The following is a 17,175-nucleotide window of genomic DNA, read 5'->3' on the forward strand; positions in this document are numbered from 1 at the left end:
TGCCATCTAAAACCCATTGGGTTAGAATGCCCTCCTTTTCTGCCCCCGATCCTTGAGGACCGCCATGTTCAGCCGTGATTTGACTATTGCCAAGTACGACGCCGATCTCTTCGCTGCCATGCAGCAAGAAGCCGTGCGCCAGGAAGAGCACATTGAACTGATCGCTTCGGAAAACTACACCAGCCCAGCCGTCATGGAGGCTCAAGGTTCGGTTCTGACCAACAAGTACGCCGAAGGCTACCCAGGCAAGCGCTACTACGGCGGTTGCGAGTATGTCGACGTGGTTGAGCAACTGGCTATTGATCGCGCCAAAGAGCTGTTCGGCGCCGATTACGCCAACGTCCAGCCGCACGCCGGCTCCCAAGCCAACAGCGCCGTGTACCTGGCCCTGCTGCAAGGCGGCGACACCATCCTGGGCATGAGCCTGGCCCACGGCGGTCACCTGACCCACGGCGCCAGCGTTTCGTCCTCCGGCAAGCTGTACAACGCCGTTCAATACGGTATCGATGCCAACGGCCTGATCGACTACGACGAAGTCGAGCGCCTGGCAGTCGAGCACAAGCCAAAAATGATCGTGGCCGGTTTCTCTGCCTACTCGCAGATCCTGGACTTCCCACGCTTCCGCGCCATCGCTGACAAGGTTGGCGCCTACCTGTTCGTCGACATGGCCCACGTGGCCGGTCTGGTCGCCGCAGGTGTCTACCCGAACCCGGTGCCTTTCGCTGACGTCGTGACCACCACTACCCACAAGACCCTGCGCGGTCCACGTGGCGGCCTGATCCTGGCTCGCGCCAACGCCGACATCGAGAAGAAGCTGAACTCCGCGGTATTCCCAGGCGCCCAGGGCGGCCCGCTGGAGCACGTGATCGCGGCCAAGGCGATCTGCTTCAAGGAAGCGCTGCAGCCTGAGTTCAAGACCTACCAGCAACAAGTGGTCAAGAACGCCCAGACCATGGCCAGCGTGTTCATCGAACGCGGCTTTGACGTGGTGTCTGGCGGTACCGAGAACCACCTGTTCCTGCTGTCCCTGATCAAACAGGACATCTCCGGTAAAGATGCTGACGCTGCCTTGGGCAAAGCCTTCATCACCGTGAACAAGAACTCCGTGCCGAACGACCCACGTTCGCCGTTCGTCACCTCCGGCCTGCGCTTCGGCACTCCGGCTGTGACCACTCGTGGCTTCAAGGAAGCAGAGTGCAAGGAACTGGCTGGCTGGATCTGCGACATCCTGGCAGACCTGAACAACGAAGCCGTGATCGACGCGGTACGTGAGAAGGTCAAGGCCATCTGCAAGAAGTTGCCGGTGTACGGCGCTTGATTGCAGTAGCGTGACTGAAAAGCCCGGCTGAAGAGCCGGGCTTTTTTATGCCTGAAAACACTGCTTTTTTATTGCATTTCAAGTCAGGATTGATAGACGCGCTGGAAGCCTTCGCGAATCTTGTCTTCCGGCAACTCATCGGCAATAAACACGATCACACTCTCCCGCGCTTCGCCCTCTTCCCACTCTGTGTCCCAATCAAAACCATAGAGTTTCAGTACGCCCTGAAACACCATGCGCCGGTCTTCCCCGACAATGTTCAGCACGCCCTTGTAACGCAGCAGCTGCTTGCCATGATCTTCCAGCAGCACGTTCATGAACTCGCTGAGGCGGTCGATATCCAGCGGCTGGTCGGTGCGCAGCACCAGGCTGGAGATACGGTCGATGGACGGCGCCGCGCTCACCGGGCGCAGGCTCATGCCGGCGTTGAGGTTGAAGCCGCGTACATCCAGCAGTTCGGCCAGGTCGATGTTGCCGTGGTCCACCACGCGGATCGGCGCGCGGCGGTTGATACGGGTCAGTCGCTCGCTGAGTGCCTCGAACGTGGCGTCGTCCACCAGGTCGCGCTTGCTCACCAGCAGGCGGTCGGCAAAGCCGATCTGGGCCTGGGCGATGGTCTGGGTCAGGTGGTGTTCGGCGTGAGCGGCGTCCACCAGGGTGATGATGCCGTCGAGGATGTAGCGCTCGCGCAGTTCCTCGTCGATGAAAAAGGTCTGGGCCACCGGCGCCGGGTCGGCCAGTCCGGTGGTCTCGATCACCAGACGGTCGAAGGCAATTTCGCCGTTGTCCAGGCGTTCAAGGAGCAGGTAGAGGGCCTTGGTCAGGTCGGTGTGGATGGTGCAGCACACACAGCCGTTGGACAGGGTCATGACTTGCACCGGCTCATCACCCAGCAGTTGGGTGTCGATACCGGCGTCACTGAATTCGTTTTCGATCACGGCGATTTTCAAGCCGTGCTCGGCCTTGAGCAAATGGCGCAGCAAGGTGGTTTTGCCGGCGCCGAGGAAGCCGCTGAGGATAGTTACCGGAATGGGAGAGGACAAAATAAATTCTCCTGAAGGAACACAGAAACAAATGTGGGAGAGGGCTTGTGTGGGAGCCGGGCTTGCCCGCGATACAGGCGACTCGGTGCTTCAGTGACACCGAGGCGATGCTATCGCAGTTCAAACCAGCTCCCACACAACCCCCCTCCCACAGGGATATTGCGTTAACTCAACAGCACTTGGGCCCACCCTTGCCGCCGTAACGGGCCTCTTGGCGTTCCCGGAAGAACGCCTTGTAGTCCATCATCGGCTTGTCCGGGTGCTTGGTCTGCATATGCTCGACGTACGTGTCGTAGTCGGGCATGCCGACCATCAGGCGCGCGGCCTGACCGAGGTATTTACCGAGGCGACTGATGTCATTGAACATGGCTGCAACCCTCTATCACGCGTCCGGCATGGCTTGGAACGGTGCTTCCTTATCCGTGCGCTCTTTGGTACCCCAGGCGGCGACGCCGACCTTGAGTGCATAGAACAGGATACTGAACACCACGAACAGGAACAGCACCGTCAGCGTTGCGTTGGTGTAGGCGTTCCAGATCACGTGCTGCATCTGCTCGATGTTCTTGGCCGGGGCGAGGATCTGCCCGTTGGCCAGCGCATCGCTGTACTTCTTCGCCAGCGACAGGAAACCGATCGCCGGGTTGGCGTCGAACAGCTTGATGAAGCCTGCGGTGGTGGTGCAGATCAGCAGCCAGACCGCCGGCAGCATGGTCACCCAGATGTAGCGCTGGCGCTTCATCTTGATCAGCACGACCGTCGCCAGCATCAGCGCAATACCGGCCAGCATCTGGTTGGAAATACCGAACAGCGGCCACAAGGTGTTGATACCCCCCAACGGGTCGATCACGCCTTGGTACAGCAGGTAACCCCACATCGCCACGCAGCCCGCGGTTGCGATTAGGTTGGCGGTCCAGGATTCAGTACGCTTGAGCGCCGGCACGAAAGAGCCCAGCAAGTCTTGCAGCATGAAGCGGCCGGCACGGGTACCGGCGTCGACTGCGGTCAAGATGAACAGCGCTTCGAACAGGATTGCAAAGTGGTACCAGAACGCCATGGTGTTTTCACCCGGCAGCACACTGTGCAAGATCTGCGCGATACCCACCGCCAACGTCGGCGCACCGCCGGCACGCGCCAGGATGGTGGTTTCACCGATGTCGTTGGCCACGGCTTGCAGCGCCTCAGGCGTAATCGCAAAGCCCCAGCTGCTGACCGTCTGGGCCACGGTTACCACGTCACTGCCCACGACTGCAGCCGGGCTGTTCATGGCGAAGTACACGCCTGGCTCAATCACCGATGCGGCAACCATGGCCATGATGGCGACGAAGGATTCCATCAACATGCCGCCGTAGCCGATGTAGCGGGCGTTGGTTTCGTTATCCAGCAGCTTGGGCGTGGTGCCCGAGGAAATCAGCGCGTGGAAACCCGATACCGCGCCACAGGCGATGGTGATGAACAGGAACGGGAACAGGCCGCCCTTCCACACCGGGCCAGTGCCATCGACAAACTGGGTCAGGGCCGGCATTTTCAGGTCAGGCATGGTGACCAGGATGCCGATCGCCAGGGCGATGATGGTGCCGATTTTCAGGAAGGTCGACAGGTAGTCACGCGGCGCCAGGATCAGCCACACCGGCAGCACCGCCGCCACAAACCCGTAGCCGACCAGCATCCAGGTAATTTGAATGCCCGTGAAGGTGAACGCCTTGGCCCAGACTGGATCCGCAGCAATCTGCCCGCCCAGCCAGATCGAGCCCAGCAGCAACAGCACGCCGATAATCGAAATTTCACCGATACGGCCCGGGCGGATGTAGCGCATGTAAACGCCCATGAACATCGCGATCGGGATGGTCGCCATCACCGTGAAGATGCCCCATGGGCTTTCGGCCAGCGCCTTCACCACGATCAGCGACAGCACCGCGAGGATGATGATCATGATCAGGAAGCAGCCGAACAGCGCGATGGTCCCCGGAATACGGCCCATTTCTTCGCGAACCATATCCCCCAGGGAACGGCCATTGCGACGCGTGGACAGGAACAGGACCATGAAGTCCTGCACCGCACCGGCCAGCACCACGCCGGCAATCAGCCAGAGCGTGCCGGGCAAGTAACCCATTTGCGCTGCCAATACCGGGCCGACCAGCGGGCCTGCACCGGCAATGGCCGCAAAGTGGTGACCGAACAGGATGTGTTTGTTGGTCGGCACATAGTCCAGACCATCATTGTTGAGCACTGCGGGGGTGGCCCGCCGTGGATCGAGTTGCATCACATTGTTAGCGATGAACAGGCTGTAGTAGCGGTAAGCGACCAGATAGATGGCCACCGCAGCGACCACAATCCACAAGGCGTTGATCGCCTCGCCTCGGCGCAAGGCCACTACGCCCAGGGCGCACGCTCCTACGATTGCCAGCACCAGCCAGGGTAGGTGGCGTAGCAGGCTATTATTATTTTTCATTTTTATATTCCAGCCAGGGTGGACAGAAAGGACAGCCGCTCCGAGTTTAGCGCTGTTGGCCTTAAAGACCACCCCCCTACGTTGGTCTAGAGCCTTTAGCGGGCAAAAAAACCGAAATAAATGCCCAATGATGGCCCAGCGCTACACTCCCCTTATCCCACAGAGGGTTTCACCATGACCGAACAACCGTCCGACCGCCGCCGGTTCCGCCGGATTGCTTTTGACGCCAAGGCCGAACTTCGGCAAAACGGCCGGGAATGGCCAGTAAAACTGGTGGACTTGTCGTTGAAGGGCCTGCTGGTGCACCAGCCAGAGGACTGGAAGGGAAACAAGGCGCTGCCGTTTGACGTGGATATCCGGCTGGACCCGAAGGCTCACATCAAAATGCAGGTGCGGCTGACGCATCAGGATCATGGCCAATTGGGCTTTGTGTGCCAGCACATCGACCTGGACTCCATCAGCCATTTGCGACGGCTGATCGAGTTGAACCTGGGTGACGAGGATGAACTGCACCGGGAGCTGGCAGCATTGCTGGCGCTATAGCGGGCAGCACACATCACATGTGGTGCTGATTACTCGAACAACGCATCCAGCGCCTGTTCCAACCGCGTCACGCCAATGATCTTTATCCCCGGTGGCGATTCCTTCGGCGCGTTGCCCTTGGGCACGATTGCCCGTTTGAAACCGTGCTTGGCGGCTTCCTTGAGACGCTCCTGGCCGCTCGGCACCGGGCGCACTTCACCGGACAGGCCGACCTCGCCAAACACCAGCAGGTCATGGGGCAGTGGCCGGTTGCGCAGGCTGGACATCACCGCCGCCATCAGCGCCAGGTCGGACGCGGTCTCCAGCACCTTGACCCCGCCCACCACGTTGAGGAACACGTCCTGGTCATGAGTGGGGATACCGCCGTGACGGTGCAATACCGCCAGCAGCATGGCCAACCGGTTCTGGTCCAGGCCCAGGGTGACCCGGCGCGGGTTGGCCAGATGGCTGTCATCCACCAGCGCCTGCACTTCCACCAGCATCGGGCGGGTGCCTTCCCACGTCGCCATCACCACACTGCCTGGGACTTCTTCCTGGGCACGGGTCAGAAAAATCGCCGATGGGTTGGAGACTTCTTTCAACCCTCGGTCGGTCATGGCGAACACGCCCAGTTCATTCACTGCGCCGAAACGGTTCTTCACCGCCCGCAGCAAACGCAGGCGGCCATCGGACTCGCCCTCGAAATACAGCACGGTGTCGACCATGTGTTCCAACACCCGCGGCCCCGCCAGCGCGCCCTCCTTGGTCACATGGCCGACCAGGAAAATCGCCGTGCCGCTCTGCTTGGCGTAACGCACCAGCAGCGCCGCACTCTCGCGCACCTGGGACACGCCGCCCGGTGCCGATTGCAGTTGTTCGGTGAAAATCGTCTGGATCGAGTCGATCACCATCACCTTCGGCTTTTCGATACGCGCCGTGGCGATGATGCTTTCGATGCAGGTTTCGGTCATGACCCGCAGTTGGTCCTGGGGCAAACCCAGGCGACGGGCGCGCATGGCCACTTGCTGCTGGGACTCCTCGCCGGTGACATACAGCGCCGGCATGCGGCTGGCGATGCTGCACAGGGTTTGCAGCAGGATGGTGGATTTGCCAATGCCGGGGTCGCCACCGATGAGCACCACCGAGCCATCGACCAAGCCACCGCCCAGCACGCGGTCCAACTCGCCGGACGCGGTGGAAAAACGCGGAATTTCTTCGACGCTGACTTCGGCCAGGGTCTTGATCTGCGCCTGCTGCCCGGTCCAGCCGGCACGGCCGGTGGGGGCCGCGGCGCCGCCGCTTTCGATCATGGTCTCGGTGAGAGTGTTCCACGCCCCGCACTCGCCGCACTGGCCGGCCCACTTGGGAAAGGTCGCGCCGCACTCCGTGCAGCCGTACATGCGCTTGGCCTTTGCCATTTGAGAACCTCCAACCGAAAAACCGCGATGATAGCTCAGCGCGACGCCGGGGTCCGGATTTCACCGCTGGCCAATCGTGAAGCACTGTTGCCGACAGGGTCCTCGGCATTGAGGTCAGCGCCTCTGGCCTTGAGTGCGTCCAGCAATTCGACGCGCTTGAACAGCCCGGCGTACATGGCGGCTGTCTGCCCGGCGCCGTTGCGCTGGTCGGGGTTGCAGCCGGTCGCCAACAGGCGTTGGGCGATTTTCAGCTCGCCCTTGAAGATCGCGCCCATCAGCGCGGTGTTACCGCGTTTGTCCTGCACACAGGCGTCGGCCCCGGCGCCGAGCAGACGGTCCACAAACGGCGCTTGGCCGTGATAAGTCGCAAGGATCAATGCGGTGTAGCCTTTGTCATCCTGGGTGTTGAGGCTGTAGCCGGCGTCGATGAAGGCGTCGAGCATGTTCAGGTCGCCGCGGCGGGCGGCGTCGAAGTAGTAGTCCTGCAACTGCGCCTTGAGCGCCACCGGCCCAGGGGACTCGGCATGGGCGACAAAGGCCAGCATCGCCATCAGTAAACCGATCGAAATGCGCATGGGTATTCTCCTGCCAAAGGTCGACGCCCTTTCAAGAACGCCGACCACACTTTACGGATCAGTCAGTCAGTTTCGCGGCCAGCGCCTTCACGCGCGTCAAGTCGCCCTTGGCGACGTTGGCGACGCCGGCGCCGTATTCCGGGTCCGCCTTGTAGAGGAACGACAGGATGATGTGCTTGCTCTCGTCATCGGTGGTCGCCAGCGAGCCGCCGAAGTTTTCGATCAAATCCTGACGTTCTTTCTGACTGTAGGAACGGTACAGATCACCGGCCTGCTTGAAGTTCTGCTCACGCTGGATCTTCGCCTGCTGGGTGCTGCCGCTCAGCGCCGACTGGCTGTAGCGCGCGGCCTGCGGTTCTTCGCGAGGTTCAAGACGGCTGGGCTGGTAGTTCACGCCGCTGGTGGTCTTGCCGAGGTTCATCGCACCGTCCTGGTTACCGTTGTTGACGGTCACCCGTGGAGCATTGATCGGCAGCTGCAAGGCATTGGCGCCGAGGCGGTACATCTGTGTATCGGCGTAGGAGAACACCCGGCCCTGGAGCAGGCGGTCTTCCGACGGCTCGATACCCGGCACCAGGTTGGCCGGGGCCATGGCGACTTGTTCGGTCTCCTGGAACACATTCGCCGGGTTGCGGTTGAGCACCATCTGCCCGACCTTGCGCTCTGGCACATTCGGCCAGATCTTGGTGGCGTCCAGTGGGTCGAAGTCGAACGTGGCCAACTCGTCAGGCTTGAGCACCTGCACGTACAGGTCCCACTTGGGGAAATCGCCTTTGTTAATGTGGGCCACCAAGTCGCTGGTCATGTGGCTGTAGTCGCGCCCCTGAACCTCGGTGACTTGCTTGGGATCGAGGTTCTTGATGCCTTGCAGGCTCTTCCAGTGGAACTTGACGTAGTGCACCTGCCCCTTGGCGTTGATCAGCTTGTAGGCGTGTACGCCGTTGCCGTCCATCTCGCGGTAGCTGGCCGGGGTGCCGGCGTCGGAGTACAGCTCGGTCAGCGTGCGGGTGGCTTCCGGTACATGGGAGAAGAAATCGAAGCGACGCGAGTCGTCATCCAGGTTGGTGCGTGGGTCTGGCTTGAAGGCGTGGACCATGTCCGGGAACTTGATGGCGTCGCGGATAAAGAAGGTCGGGAAGTTGTTGCCTACCAGGTCCCAGTTGCCCTCGGCGGTGTAGAACTTGGTCGCGAAACCGCGCGGATCACGCAGGGTTTCCGGGGAGTGGTTGCCATGGACCACGGCGGAGAAACGCACGAATACAGGAGTGGCTTCACCGGCAGCAAACACCTTGGCCTTGGTCAAATCGCTGAGGCCGTCGGTCACGGTGAACGTGCCGTGGGCGCCGGTACCGCGGGCATGGACGACGCGCTCCGGGATGCGTTCACGGTCGAAACGTTGCAGCTTCTGGATCAACTGCACGTCTTGCAGCAGCACCGGGCCAGTAGCACCGGCGGTTTGCGAGTTCTGGTTATCACCAACGGCGGCACCGTTGTCGCGGGTCAGGTCGGCAGCGTGAACGGACAGGGAAAGCAGGCTGACGGTCATCAGCACCAGCGCAGATCGCGCCGCTGCAGACCCGCGTTTTATTGGGTTCTTCATCGAGGTTTCCTCTGGTTTTTTCAATGCACATTCAGTTGTGCTTGCCAGAGGCTAGTGACCCGGGACGTAGAAGATAAATAGAAAAGCAGTACCCACTCGATTAATAAAATAACCTTGTAAGCCACTGATATCAGGCGTATTTCGCGCGCGATTGGTGGCACTTTGCAAACTATTTGCGATTTAATGTGTCGATAAAAACTAACAGTGTAAGGGGTTGTGTCGCGCAAGCCCGCTACGACTGACTTACACTGAGCACCACCCTTCTCATCTGTAACAAGGAATAACCTATGGGCGTGATCAGTGAGTTCAAGGCCTTCGCGGTCAAAGGTAATGTGGTCGACATGGCCGTCGGTATCATCATCGGCGCCGCCTTCGGCAAAATTGTTTCCTCGTTTGTAGGCGACGTGGTAATGCCACCCCTCGGTCTGTTGATCGGCGGTGTGGACTTCGGTGACCTGGCGGTAACCCTCAAGGCCGCGCAAGGCGATGTGCCGGCCGTGGTGCTGGCGTACGGCAAGTTCATCCAGAGCGTGGTGGACTTCCTGATCGTCGCGTTTGCGATCTTCATGGGCGTGAAGGCGATCAACCGCCTGAAACGTGAAGAAGCTGTCGCGCCGAAGCTGCCACCGGTACCGACCAAGGAAGAAGTGTTGCTGGGTGAGATCCGCGATCTGCTCAAGGCACAGAACGACAAGCCGCTTTAACCAAGGCCGGCATGACAAAGGCGCCCGGTTGGGGCGCCTTTTTTATTACCAGTAATTCTCCACCGCGACCTGTCCAGGACGCCGGCTCAGGCTCAAGTTCATCTCGCGCTGCTTGAGCAGTTGCCGTGTGTCATCGACCATCTGCGGGTTGCCGCAGATCAGCACACGGGAGTGTTCCGGGGTGAGTTCGACGCCGGCCGCACGTTCCAGCTCGCCATTTTCAATCAGGGTGGTGATGCGCCCATTCAGCGCACCCGGCTGTTGCTCGCGGGTCACGATGGGGATGTACGTGAGCTTATGGGCGTACTCGGCCAGGTATTCTCGCTCGCCCAGCGCCGTGATCAGCGATTGGTAAGCCAGTTCCTTGGCCTCCCGGGCGCTGTAGACCAGCACGATGCGCTCGAATTTCTCCCAGACCTCGAAGTCCTGCAGGATCGACAGGAACGGCGCCACCCCGGTGCCCGTGCCCAACAGCCACAAGTCACGCCCGTCGACAAACCGGTTCAAGGTCAGGTACCCCGTGGCCTGACGTTCCACCAGCAAGGTGTCGCCCACCTGCAAGCGGCTCAGTTCGCTGGTGAACTCACCACCCGGAACCACGATGGAAAAAAAGTCCAGGTGCTCGTCAAACGGTGATGACACGATGGAATAGGCGCGCCACACGGTACTGCCATCCGCCTTGGTCACACCCAGGCGCACGAATTGGCCGGCGGTGAACCGAAAGCCGGGATCGCGAGTGGTGCGCAGCGTGAAGAGGCTGGGGGTCAGCGATTGCACATCGAGCAGGGTCTGCCGGGTAAATTTCTCAGCACTGGCCGTCATGGGGAACTCCGTTTTGCACAGACGCCTAGTGTCCCTCAAAGAGCGGCGCGCAAACACCGCTGATTTGTACTGGAATTGACCAAGACCCGCGCGATTGCCAGCCACAGGGTGCAATGAAGTGTTACAGCGGCAAGACATAAGTCCAAACCCCACAGGCACTCGTCAGACAAACTATTTAGCTATTAGCTTATTGGTCACACTTAACCCCTCGAAGTAACGCGGTGAATGCAATATCAATCTGACACCAGCTACAACCCCTTATTTCTGCTCTAAAAGTTGCGTGCCCTTTGACAACTTATGCAAAAGAAAAAAAATGTACAGCATACATAAGCCGAAAAAGCGCGAGGCCTATAACGTTTTTTTTATTCCACCATGTGGGCAATGTCCTACACTGGTTTCCGTGCAGCGTAGGGATGAGGACGTACCCACGCCACGTACAAATTCATGGAGATTGACCGATGGTGAACTGGCGTAATACTCGGCTCCCCAAACTGGAAGATAAAAACGAGATCACAAGTGCATTCGAGATGGTTACCCATCACACCTTTGAACTCGGCTTCCCCTACTGTTCCTTTACAATGAGTTCTCAATTACCCAACCATGCAACCAAACCGATCCAGATCAACAACTATCCCGATGATTGGAATAACGCTTATCAGCAGTCGCACTTCTTCGATGTAGACCCCATTGTTGCCCAATGCAAACGTTCTGTACTGCCTGTTCTCTGGGCGGAAAAAGCATTCACCGGCACACCGGGTTTGTGGTCCCTGGCCGAATCGCAGGGTGTGCACCTGGCATGGACCCAACCGGTGCATGATTTTCAAGGGGTCTACAGCATGCTGACCCTGGGGCGTGGCACCGGCGAGATCAGCCCGCAAGAGTTGTATGAAAAAGCCGGGCAGGTGCTGTGGTTGTGCCATGCGATGCACGCGGTAGTGGCACAGAAATACGCAGGCGAGCGCGCGCCCCTGCCGGCCTGCAAACTGACGCCGCGGGAAACCGAAATCCTCAAGTGGTCAGCCATGGGCAAGACCGCCGGCGATATCGCGACAATCCTGTGTTTGTCAGAGCGCACGGTGGGGTTTCACATCAAAAGTACGTTCAACAAATTGGGAGTCAACAACAAGATAGCCGCTGTGCTGTGCGCCTCCAAAGCGGGGCTGTTTTGACCGATGTGCAAACACCGCATGTAATCCCCCCGGAAAAAACGTAACATTTACGGCCAATTCTGAGTGATGTCGCCGCCCCCTGGGTCGCTTCGCAGTTCACTCAGGCGGTTTGCCCGGCAACCGCCGAACACCCATCGATGACCCAGAGCCTCCCCCGCCATGCCCCTGCTCGAAAGCCCCTTCGCCCAGCTCGATCTGATTCGCCAGCCTGAACAGCACAACGATCCGCTGCAAGCCTTCGACGCCGCCGACGAGTACCTGCTCAGCCATCTGGCCCAACAGCAGCCCAGCGCTGCCACCCGCGTGCTGGTCCTCAATGACAGCTTCGGCGCACTGGCAGCCAGTCTTCAAGGCCAGGTGCAGGTGACTTCCAGCGGCGACTCGTTCCTGGCGGCCCAAGGGCTGGAGAAAAATCTGGTGCGCAACGGCAAGGCCTTTGACGCTGTGCCATTCCTTCCTGCCAGCCAACACCCGGAAGGGCCGTTCGACCGCGTGCTGATCCGCGTGCCCAAAACCCTCGCCCTGCTGGAAGAGCAGTTGATTCGCCTGCAAGGCCAACTCGCTCCAGGCGCCGAAGTGATCGCCGGCGCGATGATCAAGCACCTGCCACGGGCGGCGGGCGACTTGCTGGAGCGCTACATCGGGCCGATGCAGGCTTCGCTGGCGGTGAAAAAGGCGCGCCTGCTGATCGCGACCGTCGAGGACCGCCCGACCGCCGTGTCGCCCTACCCGACCCGCTATACCCTCGACACACCGGCCATCGCATTGCTCAACCACGCCAACGTGTTCTGCCGCGAAGGCCTGGACATCGGCACCCGCGCCTTCTTGCCGCACCTGCCGAAAAACCTGGGCAGCGCCCGCGTGGCGGACCTGGGATGCGGCAACGGCGTGTTGGCGATCGCCAGCGCGCTGCAAAACCCCGATGCCCACTACACCTTGGTGGACGAGTCCTACATGGCCGTTCAATCGGCGCAGGAGAACTGGCAGGCGGCCGTGGGCGAGCGCGACGTTACGGTCCGCGCTGCCGATGGTTTGGCCGGCCAGGAAGCCGACTCCCTCGATGTGGTGCTGTGCAACCCGCCGTTCCATCAGCAGCAAGTGGTCGGCGATTTCCTCTCCTGGCGTATGTTCCAGCAGGCCCGCGAAGCCCTGGTGGTGGGCGGCGCACTGTATATAGTCGGCAACCGTCACTTGGGCTATCACGCCAAATTGGCGCGCCTGTTCAGAGGCGTCGAGCAAGTCGCCGCCACGCCCAAATTCGTCATCCTCAAGGCGCGCAAATAAAAAAACCCTGCTTCTCTCGCGAAAAGCAGGGCTGAAAAGCCGGGCCGCAAAGCCCGGATGGGATGTCAGTGGGTGGTCAGGCCGGCCGCATTCATGAACATGCGCATCAGGCTGGCCACGACAAACAGGGCCAGCACGCTGCCGGTCCAGATCATCGCCAGCCACCCCAGGCGCCGCCACAACGGCTGTTTCTCGGCCTGTTCAATTTCGTGCAACGTAGGTTTGCCGGACATGCTGCGACCCTCCTAGTGATAACCGTCTTCGTGGGTGACCTTGCCGCGGAACACGTAGTAGCTCCAGAACGTGTAGCCCAGGATGAACGGGATGATGAACAACGTGCCCACCAGCATGAAGCCCTGGCTCTGCGGCGGTGCGGCAGCGTCCCAGATCGACACGGAGGGTGGAATGATGTTCGGCCACAAGCTGATGCCCAACCCGCTGTAGCCAAGGAAGATCAGCACCAGCGTCAGCAGGAACGGCGTGTAGTGCGCATTACGCGCCACGGCGCGGATCAGCCCGTACAAGGTCACCAGCACCAGGATCGGCACGGGCAGGAACCAGAACAGATTCGGCAAGGTAAACCAGCGCGAGGCGATTTCCGGGTGAGTCAGCGGGGTCCAGATGCTGACGATACCTATCACGGCCAGCAACGCGTAAGCCAATGGCCGCCCCAGGTTGTGCATCTTTTCCTGCAACGGGCCTTCAGTCTTCATGATCAGCCAGGTGCAGCCCAGCAAGGCGTATGCCACGATCAGCGCCACGCCGCAGAACATCGTGAACGGCGTGGCCCAATCCAGCGAACCACCGGCAAACTGGCGATCCACCACCGGAATGCCATCAATGAACGCCCCCAACGCCACGCCCTGGAAGAACGTCGCCGCCAGCGAGCCACCGATGAACGCCTTGTCCCACAGGTGACGCTTGTGGTCCTTGGCCTTGAAACGGAACTCGAAGGCCACACCGCGGAAGATCAGCCCGATCAGCATCAGGATCAGCGGCAGGTACAACGCCGACAACACCACCGAATAAGCCAGCGGGAATGCGCCGAACAACGCCGCGCCCCCCAATACCAGCCAGGTCTCGTTACCGTCCCACACGGGGGCGACGGTGTTCATCATCACGTCACGGTCGACTTTGCCGGGAATAAACGGAAAGAGGATGCCGATACCCAGGTCGAAGCCGTCCATCACCACGTACATCATGATGCCGAAGATGATGATCACGGCCCAGATCAGCGGAAGATCAATACCCATCTCAATGCCCCTTGTGCTGGATGTCGTCATGGTCGTTGTCGGTGCCATCATCGGCAGCGGACAACGGACGCGCTGGGGTGCGTTTCTGGCCAGGCCCGCCATGGGTTGGCTCGGTGGTGTCGTGGCTCACAGGGCCTTTGCGCACCAGGCGCATCATGTAGCCCAGGCCCGCGCCGAACAGCGCGAAGTACACCACCACGAACAACACCAGGGTGATAGTCATCTGCGCCAGGCTATGCCCGGAGGACGCATCCGCCGTGCGCATCAAGCCGTAGACCACCCACGGCTGGCGGCCGATTTCGGTGGTGAACCAGCCGGCAAGAATCGCGATCAGGCCGGATGGCCCCATCCACAACGCCAGGTACAGGAACGGCTTGGACGTATACAACCGATCGCCCTTGCGCAGCCAGAGGCTGAACAGACCCGTGAAGATCATCAGGAAACCCAGCCCGACCATGACCCGGAACGACCAGAACACGATGGTCGAGTTGGGACGGTCCTCAGGCGGGAACTCCTTGAGCGCCGGCACCTGTTTGTCCAGGGAGTGGGTGAGAATCAGGCTGCCCAGGTACGGAATTTCCACCGCGTACTTGGTTTTTTCTGCCTTCATGTCCGGCCAGCCGAACAGGATCAACGGGGTCGGCTCGTTGCCGACATTCTCCCAGTGGCCTTCGATCGCGGCGATTTTCGCCGGCTGGTGCTTCAGGGTGTTGAGACCATGGAAGTCACCGATCACCGCCTGGATAGGCGCAACGATCAACGCCATCCACATCGCCATCGAGAGCATCTTGCGGATCGCCGGGCTGTCCTTGCCACGCAGCAGGTGCCACGCCGCCGAGGAGCCGACGAAGAACGCCGTGGCCACGAACGCCGCCGTGGCCATGTGTGCCAGGCGATACGGGAACGACGGGTTGAACACCACGGCAAACCAATCGGTGGGAATTACACGCCCGTCGATGATTTCAAAGCCCTGGGGCGTCTGCATCCAGCTGTTGGACGAGAGGATCCAGAACGTCGAGATCAACGTACCGATGGCCACCATCACGGTGGAGAAGAAGTGCAGGTTGCGCCCGACCTTGTTCCAGCCGAACAGCATCACACCAAGGAAACCGGCCTCGAGGAAGAAGGCCGTGAGCACTTCGTATGTCAGCAGCGGCCCGGTGACGGCGCCGGCGAAGTCCGAGAAGCGGCTCCAGTTGGTGCCAAACTGATAGGCCATGACCAACCCGGAGACCACGCCCATGCCGAAGTTGACGGCAAAGATCTTCGACCAGAAATGGTAGAGGTCACGGTAGGTGTCGTTATGGGTCTTGAGCCACAAGCCTTCCAGCACCGCAAGGTAACTGGCCAGGCCGATGGTGATCGCCGGGAACAGGATGTGGAACGAGATGGTGAATGCAAATTGAATTCGGGCGAGATCTAGCGCCTCCAAACCGAACATATGTCTTCCTCTGTCAGGTAATACCGGCTGCTGGCGGGAGCCTGCACCCACTGCCCCCACGGATATGGAGTGTGTCGAATTTCAATTCGTTTCTTTTTTAACCAACCACGTCGGGAATCCGGCCCTAAGGCCACCGGATCAATTCCCGAACGGGTTTTGATCTGGATCAAGCATTGCTGAAAGAGTAGTCCGGATTTGGCTGTAGGACGGCGTGGTCTTTTGCCGCGTGACAGACTGCCTCAGCTCAGTTCTTGCAACTATCTGTTACAACTTAGTGATAATCTCGGCACTTCCTCCGGCTCTGACCTGAATTCCCGATGCCTAGTGAACCCGTGTTGCTGTTGCGTCACCACCGCCCTTTCATCGCGTTCTGGCTGGCGCGGATTTTCACCGCCAGCGGCTTCCAGATGCTCACCGTCGCCATTGGCTGGAACCTCTACCAGTTGACCGGCAACGTGCTGGACCTGGGTTTGGTCGGCCTGGTGGAGTTCGTGCCGCGCGTCCTGTTCATGTTGCACACCGGGCATGTGGCCGACCGCTACGAGCGACGCAAGGTGGCGGCCATCTGCCAGACCTTGCAGGCTTTGATTGCGCTGTCCCTGGCCATCGGCGGCCTGACCGGCAACGTGACCCGCGAGATGATCTTCATCCTTGCCTTCCTGCTGGGCGCCGCACGCTCCTTCGAAATGCCCACCACCCAGGCGATGTTGCCGAGCATCGTGCCCAGCGCACTGTTCCCGCGTGCCGTGGCGTCATCGCAGTCGGCCCAGCAACTGGCAACCATTGTCGCGCCGGCCCTCGGCGGTTTGCTCTATGCGTTCGGCAGCGTGTGGGTCTACGGTCCCACCGTGGTGCTGTACTTGATTGCCTGCGTGCTGACCCTCAACCTGCCCGCCCGCCAGACCCCGCTCAACAAAGGCAAGGCCACCCTGGATTCGCTGCTGGCCGGGATCCGTTTCATCCGCAGCCGCCCGGACATCCTCGGCGCGATTTCCCTGGACCTGTTCGCCGTGCTGCTCGGCGGTGCCACTGCACTGCTGCCAGTGTTCGCCAAGGACATCCTGCTCACCGGCGCCTGGGGCCTGGGCCTCCTGCGCTCGGCGCCGGCGGTAGGCGCGCTGTTGATGTCATTGTGGCTGGCGCGCTTCTCGGTAGACCGCCATGTCGGCCGCGTGATGTTCACCGCCGTCGGCGTGTTCGGCGTGGCGACCATCGCCTTCGGCCTGTCCACCTCGTTCTGGTTCTCATTGGCGGTGCTGGTGGTGCTGGGCGCGGCGGACATGATCAGCATGGTGATCCGCGCCTCGTTCGTGCAGTTGGAAACGCCGGATGAAATGCGCGGACGCGTGAGTGCGGTCAACGGCCTGTTTATCGGCGCGTCCAACCAGTTGGGCGAGTTTGAATCGGGGATTACCGCGCACTGGTTTGGCACGGTGCCAGCCGTGGTCATGGGCGGAATCGGTACGCTGGTGGTGACCGGGGTGTGGATAAAACTGTTCCCGACCCTGGCCAACCGCGACCGCATGCATGTGCCGGTGGAAGAGCCCGCGGCCCAACCTGCAACCTGACCTGGTGTT

Annotated in this window: 16 protein-coding genes; 6 read left to right on the forward strand and 10 right to left on the reverse strand. The window is 60.5% G+C overall.

Going from position 1 to position 17,175, the window contains the following annotated elements; translation table 11 throughout:
- The first annotated feature begins 64 nt into the window (after nt 1–64).
- Complete coding sequence (gene glyA, locus CQ041_RS15715) at nt 65–1,318, forward strand: serine hydroxymethyltransferase (protein WP_105523351.1); 1,254 nt, start codon at nt 65–67, stop codon at nt 1,316–1,318.
- A gap of 83 nt (nt 1,319–1,401) precedes the next feature.
- Here glyA and yjiA read toward each other — a convergent pair whose 3' ends face one another.
- The 3 genes from yjiA to CQ041_RS15730 form a co-directional block, all read right to left on the reverse strand.
- Nucleotides 1,402–2,361: a GTPase gene (gene yjiA / locus CQ041_RS15720; RefSeq protein ID WP_105523352.1), complete on the reverse strand. Its 960-nt coding sequence runs from the start codon at nt 2,359–2,361 to the stop codon at nt 1,402–1,404.
- 169 nt (nt 2,362–2,530) lie between these two features.
- On the reverse strand, nt 2,531–2,728 hold the full coding sequence (locus CQ041_RS15725) for a YbdD/YjiX family protein (RefSeq protein ID WP_003176208.1): 198 nt from the start codon (nt 2,726–2,728) through the stop codon (nt 2,531–2,533).
- 15 nt (nt 2,729–2,743) lie between these two features.
- Nucleotides 2,744–4,810: a carbon starvation CstA family protein gene (locus CQ041_RS15730; protein WP_105523353.1), complete on the reverse strand. Its 2,067-nt coding sequence runs from the start codon at nt 4,808–4,810 to the stop codon at nt 2,744–2,746.
- Between the two features lie 174 nt (nt 4,811–4,984).
- Between CQ041_RS15730 and CQ041_RS15735 the strand changes: the two genes are divergently transcribed.
- Nucleotides 4,985–5,353, forward strand: coding sequence for a PilZ domain-containing protein (locus CQ041_RS15735; RefSeq protein WP_105523354.1), 369 nt, complete (start codon nt 4,985–4,987; stop codon nt 5,351–5,353).
- 29 nt (nt 5,354–5,382) lie between these two features.
- Here CQ041_RS15735 and radA read toward each other — a convergent pair whose 3' ends face one another.
- From radA to katB, 3 genes are read right to left on the reverse strand one after another with little or no spacing between them, the layout of a single operon-like run.
- The gene (gene radA / locus CQ041_RS15740) at nt 5,383–6,750 is read right to left on the reverse strand and encodes a DNA repair protein RadA (RefSeq protein ID WP_105523355.1); all 1,368 of its coding nucleotides are present in this window, start codon (nt 6,748–6,750) and stop codon (nt 5,383–5,385) included.
- 35 nt (nt 6,751–6,785) lie between these two features.
- Nucleotides 6,786–7,325 (reverse strand): ankyrin repeat domain-containing protein, encoded by a 540-nt coding sequence (locus CQ041_RS15745; protein WP_105523356.1) that lies wholly within the window; start codon nt 7,323–7,325, stop codon nt 6,786–6,788.
- 58 nt (nt 7,326–7,383) lie between these two features.
- The gene (gene katB / locus CQ041_RS15750; protein WP_218276518.1) at nt 7,384–8,871 is read right to left on the reverse strand and encodes a catalase; all 1,488 of its coding nucleotides are present in this window, start codon (nt 8,869–8,871) and stop codon (nt 7,384–7,386) included.
- 341 nt (nt 8,872–9,212) lie between these two features.
- Between katB and mscL the strand changes: the two genes are divergently transcribed.
- Nucleotides 9,213–9,629 carry a large-conductance mechanosensitive channel protein MscL gene (mscL, locus tag CQ041_RS15755; RefSeq protein ID WP_105523358.1) on the forward strand — a complete coding sequence of 139 codons (417 nt, stop codon included), beginning with the start codon at nt 9,213–9,215 and terminating at the stop codon, nt 9,627–9,629.
- Nucleotides 9,630–9,674: 45 nt separating this feature from the next.
- On the opposite strand, the gene CQ041_RS15760 is transcribed toward mscL, so the two are convergent.
- Entirely contained in the window at nt 9,675–10,451 is a 777-nt protein-coding gene (locus tag CQ041_RS15760; protein ID WP_105523359.1) for a ferredoxin--NADP reductase, read from the reverse strand.
- 458 nt (nt 10,452–10,909) lie between these two features.
- Between CQ041_RS15760 and CQ041_RS15765 the strand changes: the two genes are divergently transcribed.
- Nucleotides 10,910–11,620 (forward strand): LuxR family transcriptional regulator, encoded by a 711-nt coding sequence (locus CQ041_RS15765; protein ID WP_105523360.1) that lies wholly within the window; start codon nt 10,910–10,912, stop codon nt 11,618–11,620.
- 159 nt (nt 11,621–11,779) lie between these two features.
- On the forward strand, nt 11,780–12,904 hold the full coding sequence (locus CQ041_RS15770; RefSeq protein ID WP_105523361.1) for a class I SAM-dependent methyltransferase: 1,125 nt from the start codon (nt 11,780–11,782) through the stop codon (nt 12,902–12,904).
- A 65-nt stretch (nt 12,905–12,969) separates the two neighbouring features.
- On the opposite strand, the gene CQ041_RS15775 is transcribed toward CQ041_RS15770, so the two are convergent.
- Genes CQ041_RS15775 through CQ041_RS15785 form a run of 3 tightly spaced genes read right to left on the reverse strand, consistent with a single transcriptional unit; the run spans nt 12,970 to nt 15,598 of the window.
- Nucleotides 12,970–13,137, reverse strand: a complete 168-nt coding sequence (locus CQ041_RS15775) for a DUF2474 domain-containing protein (protein WP_010562540.1) — start codon at nt 13,135–13,137, stop codon at nt 12,970–12,972.
- 12 nt (nt 13,138–13,149) lie between these two features.
- Nucleotides 13,150–14,157: a cytochrome d ubiquinol oxidase subunit II gene (gene cydB, locus CQ041_RS15780; RefSeq protein ID WP_105523362.1), complete on the reverse strand. Its 1,008-nt coding sequence runs from the start codon at nt 14,155–14,157 to the stop codon at nt 13,150–13,152.
- A gap of 1 nt (nt 14,158) precedes the next feature.
- Nucleotides 14,159–15,598 carry a cytochrome ubiquinol oxidase subunit I gene (locus CQ041_RS15785; protein WP_105523363.1) on the reverse strand — a complete coding sequence of 480 codons (1,440 nt, stop codon included), beginning with the start codon at nt 15,596–15,598 and terminating at the stop codon, nt 14,159–14,161.
- A gap of 317 nt (nt 15,599–15,915) precedes the next feature.
- Here CQ041_RS15785 and CQ041_RS15790 point away from each other — a divergent pair, with 317 nt between their 5' ends.
- On the forward strand, nt 15,916–17,166 hold the full coding sequence (locus CQ041_RS15790; RefSeq protein ID WP_105523364.1) for an MFS transporter: 1,251 nt from the start codon (nt 15,916–15,918) through the stop codon (nt 17,164–17,166).
- The last annotated feature ends 9 nt before the right edge of the window (nt 17,167–17,175 follow it).

It is taken from the genome of Pseudomonas sp. MYb60 (assembly GCF_002979555.1).
Lineage (GTDB): Bacteria > Pseudomonadota > Gammaproteobacteria > Pseudomonadales > Pseudomonadaceae > Aquipseudomonas.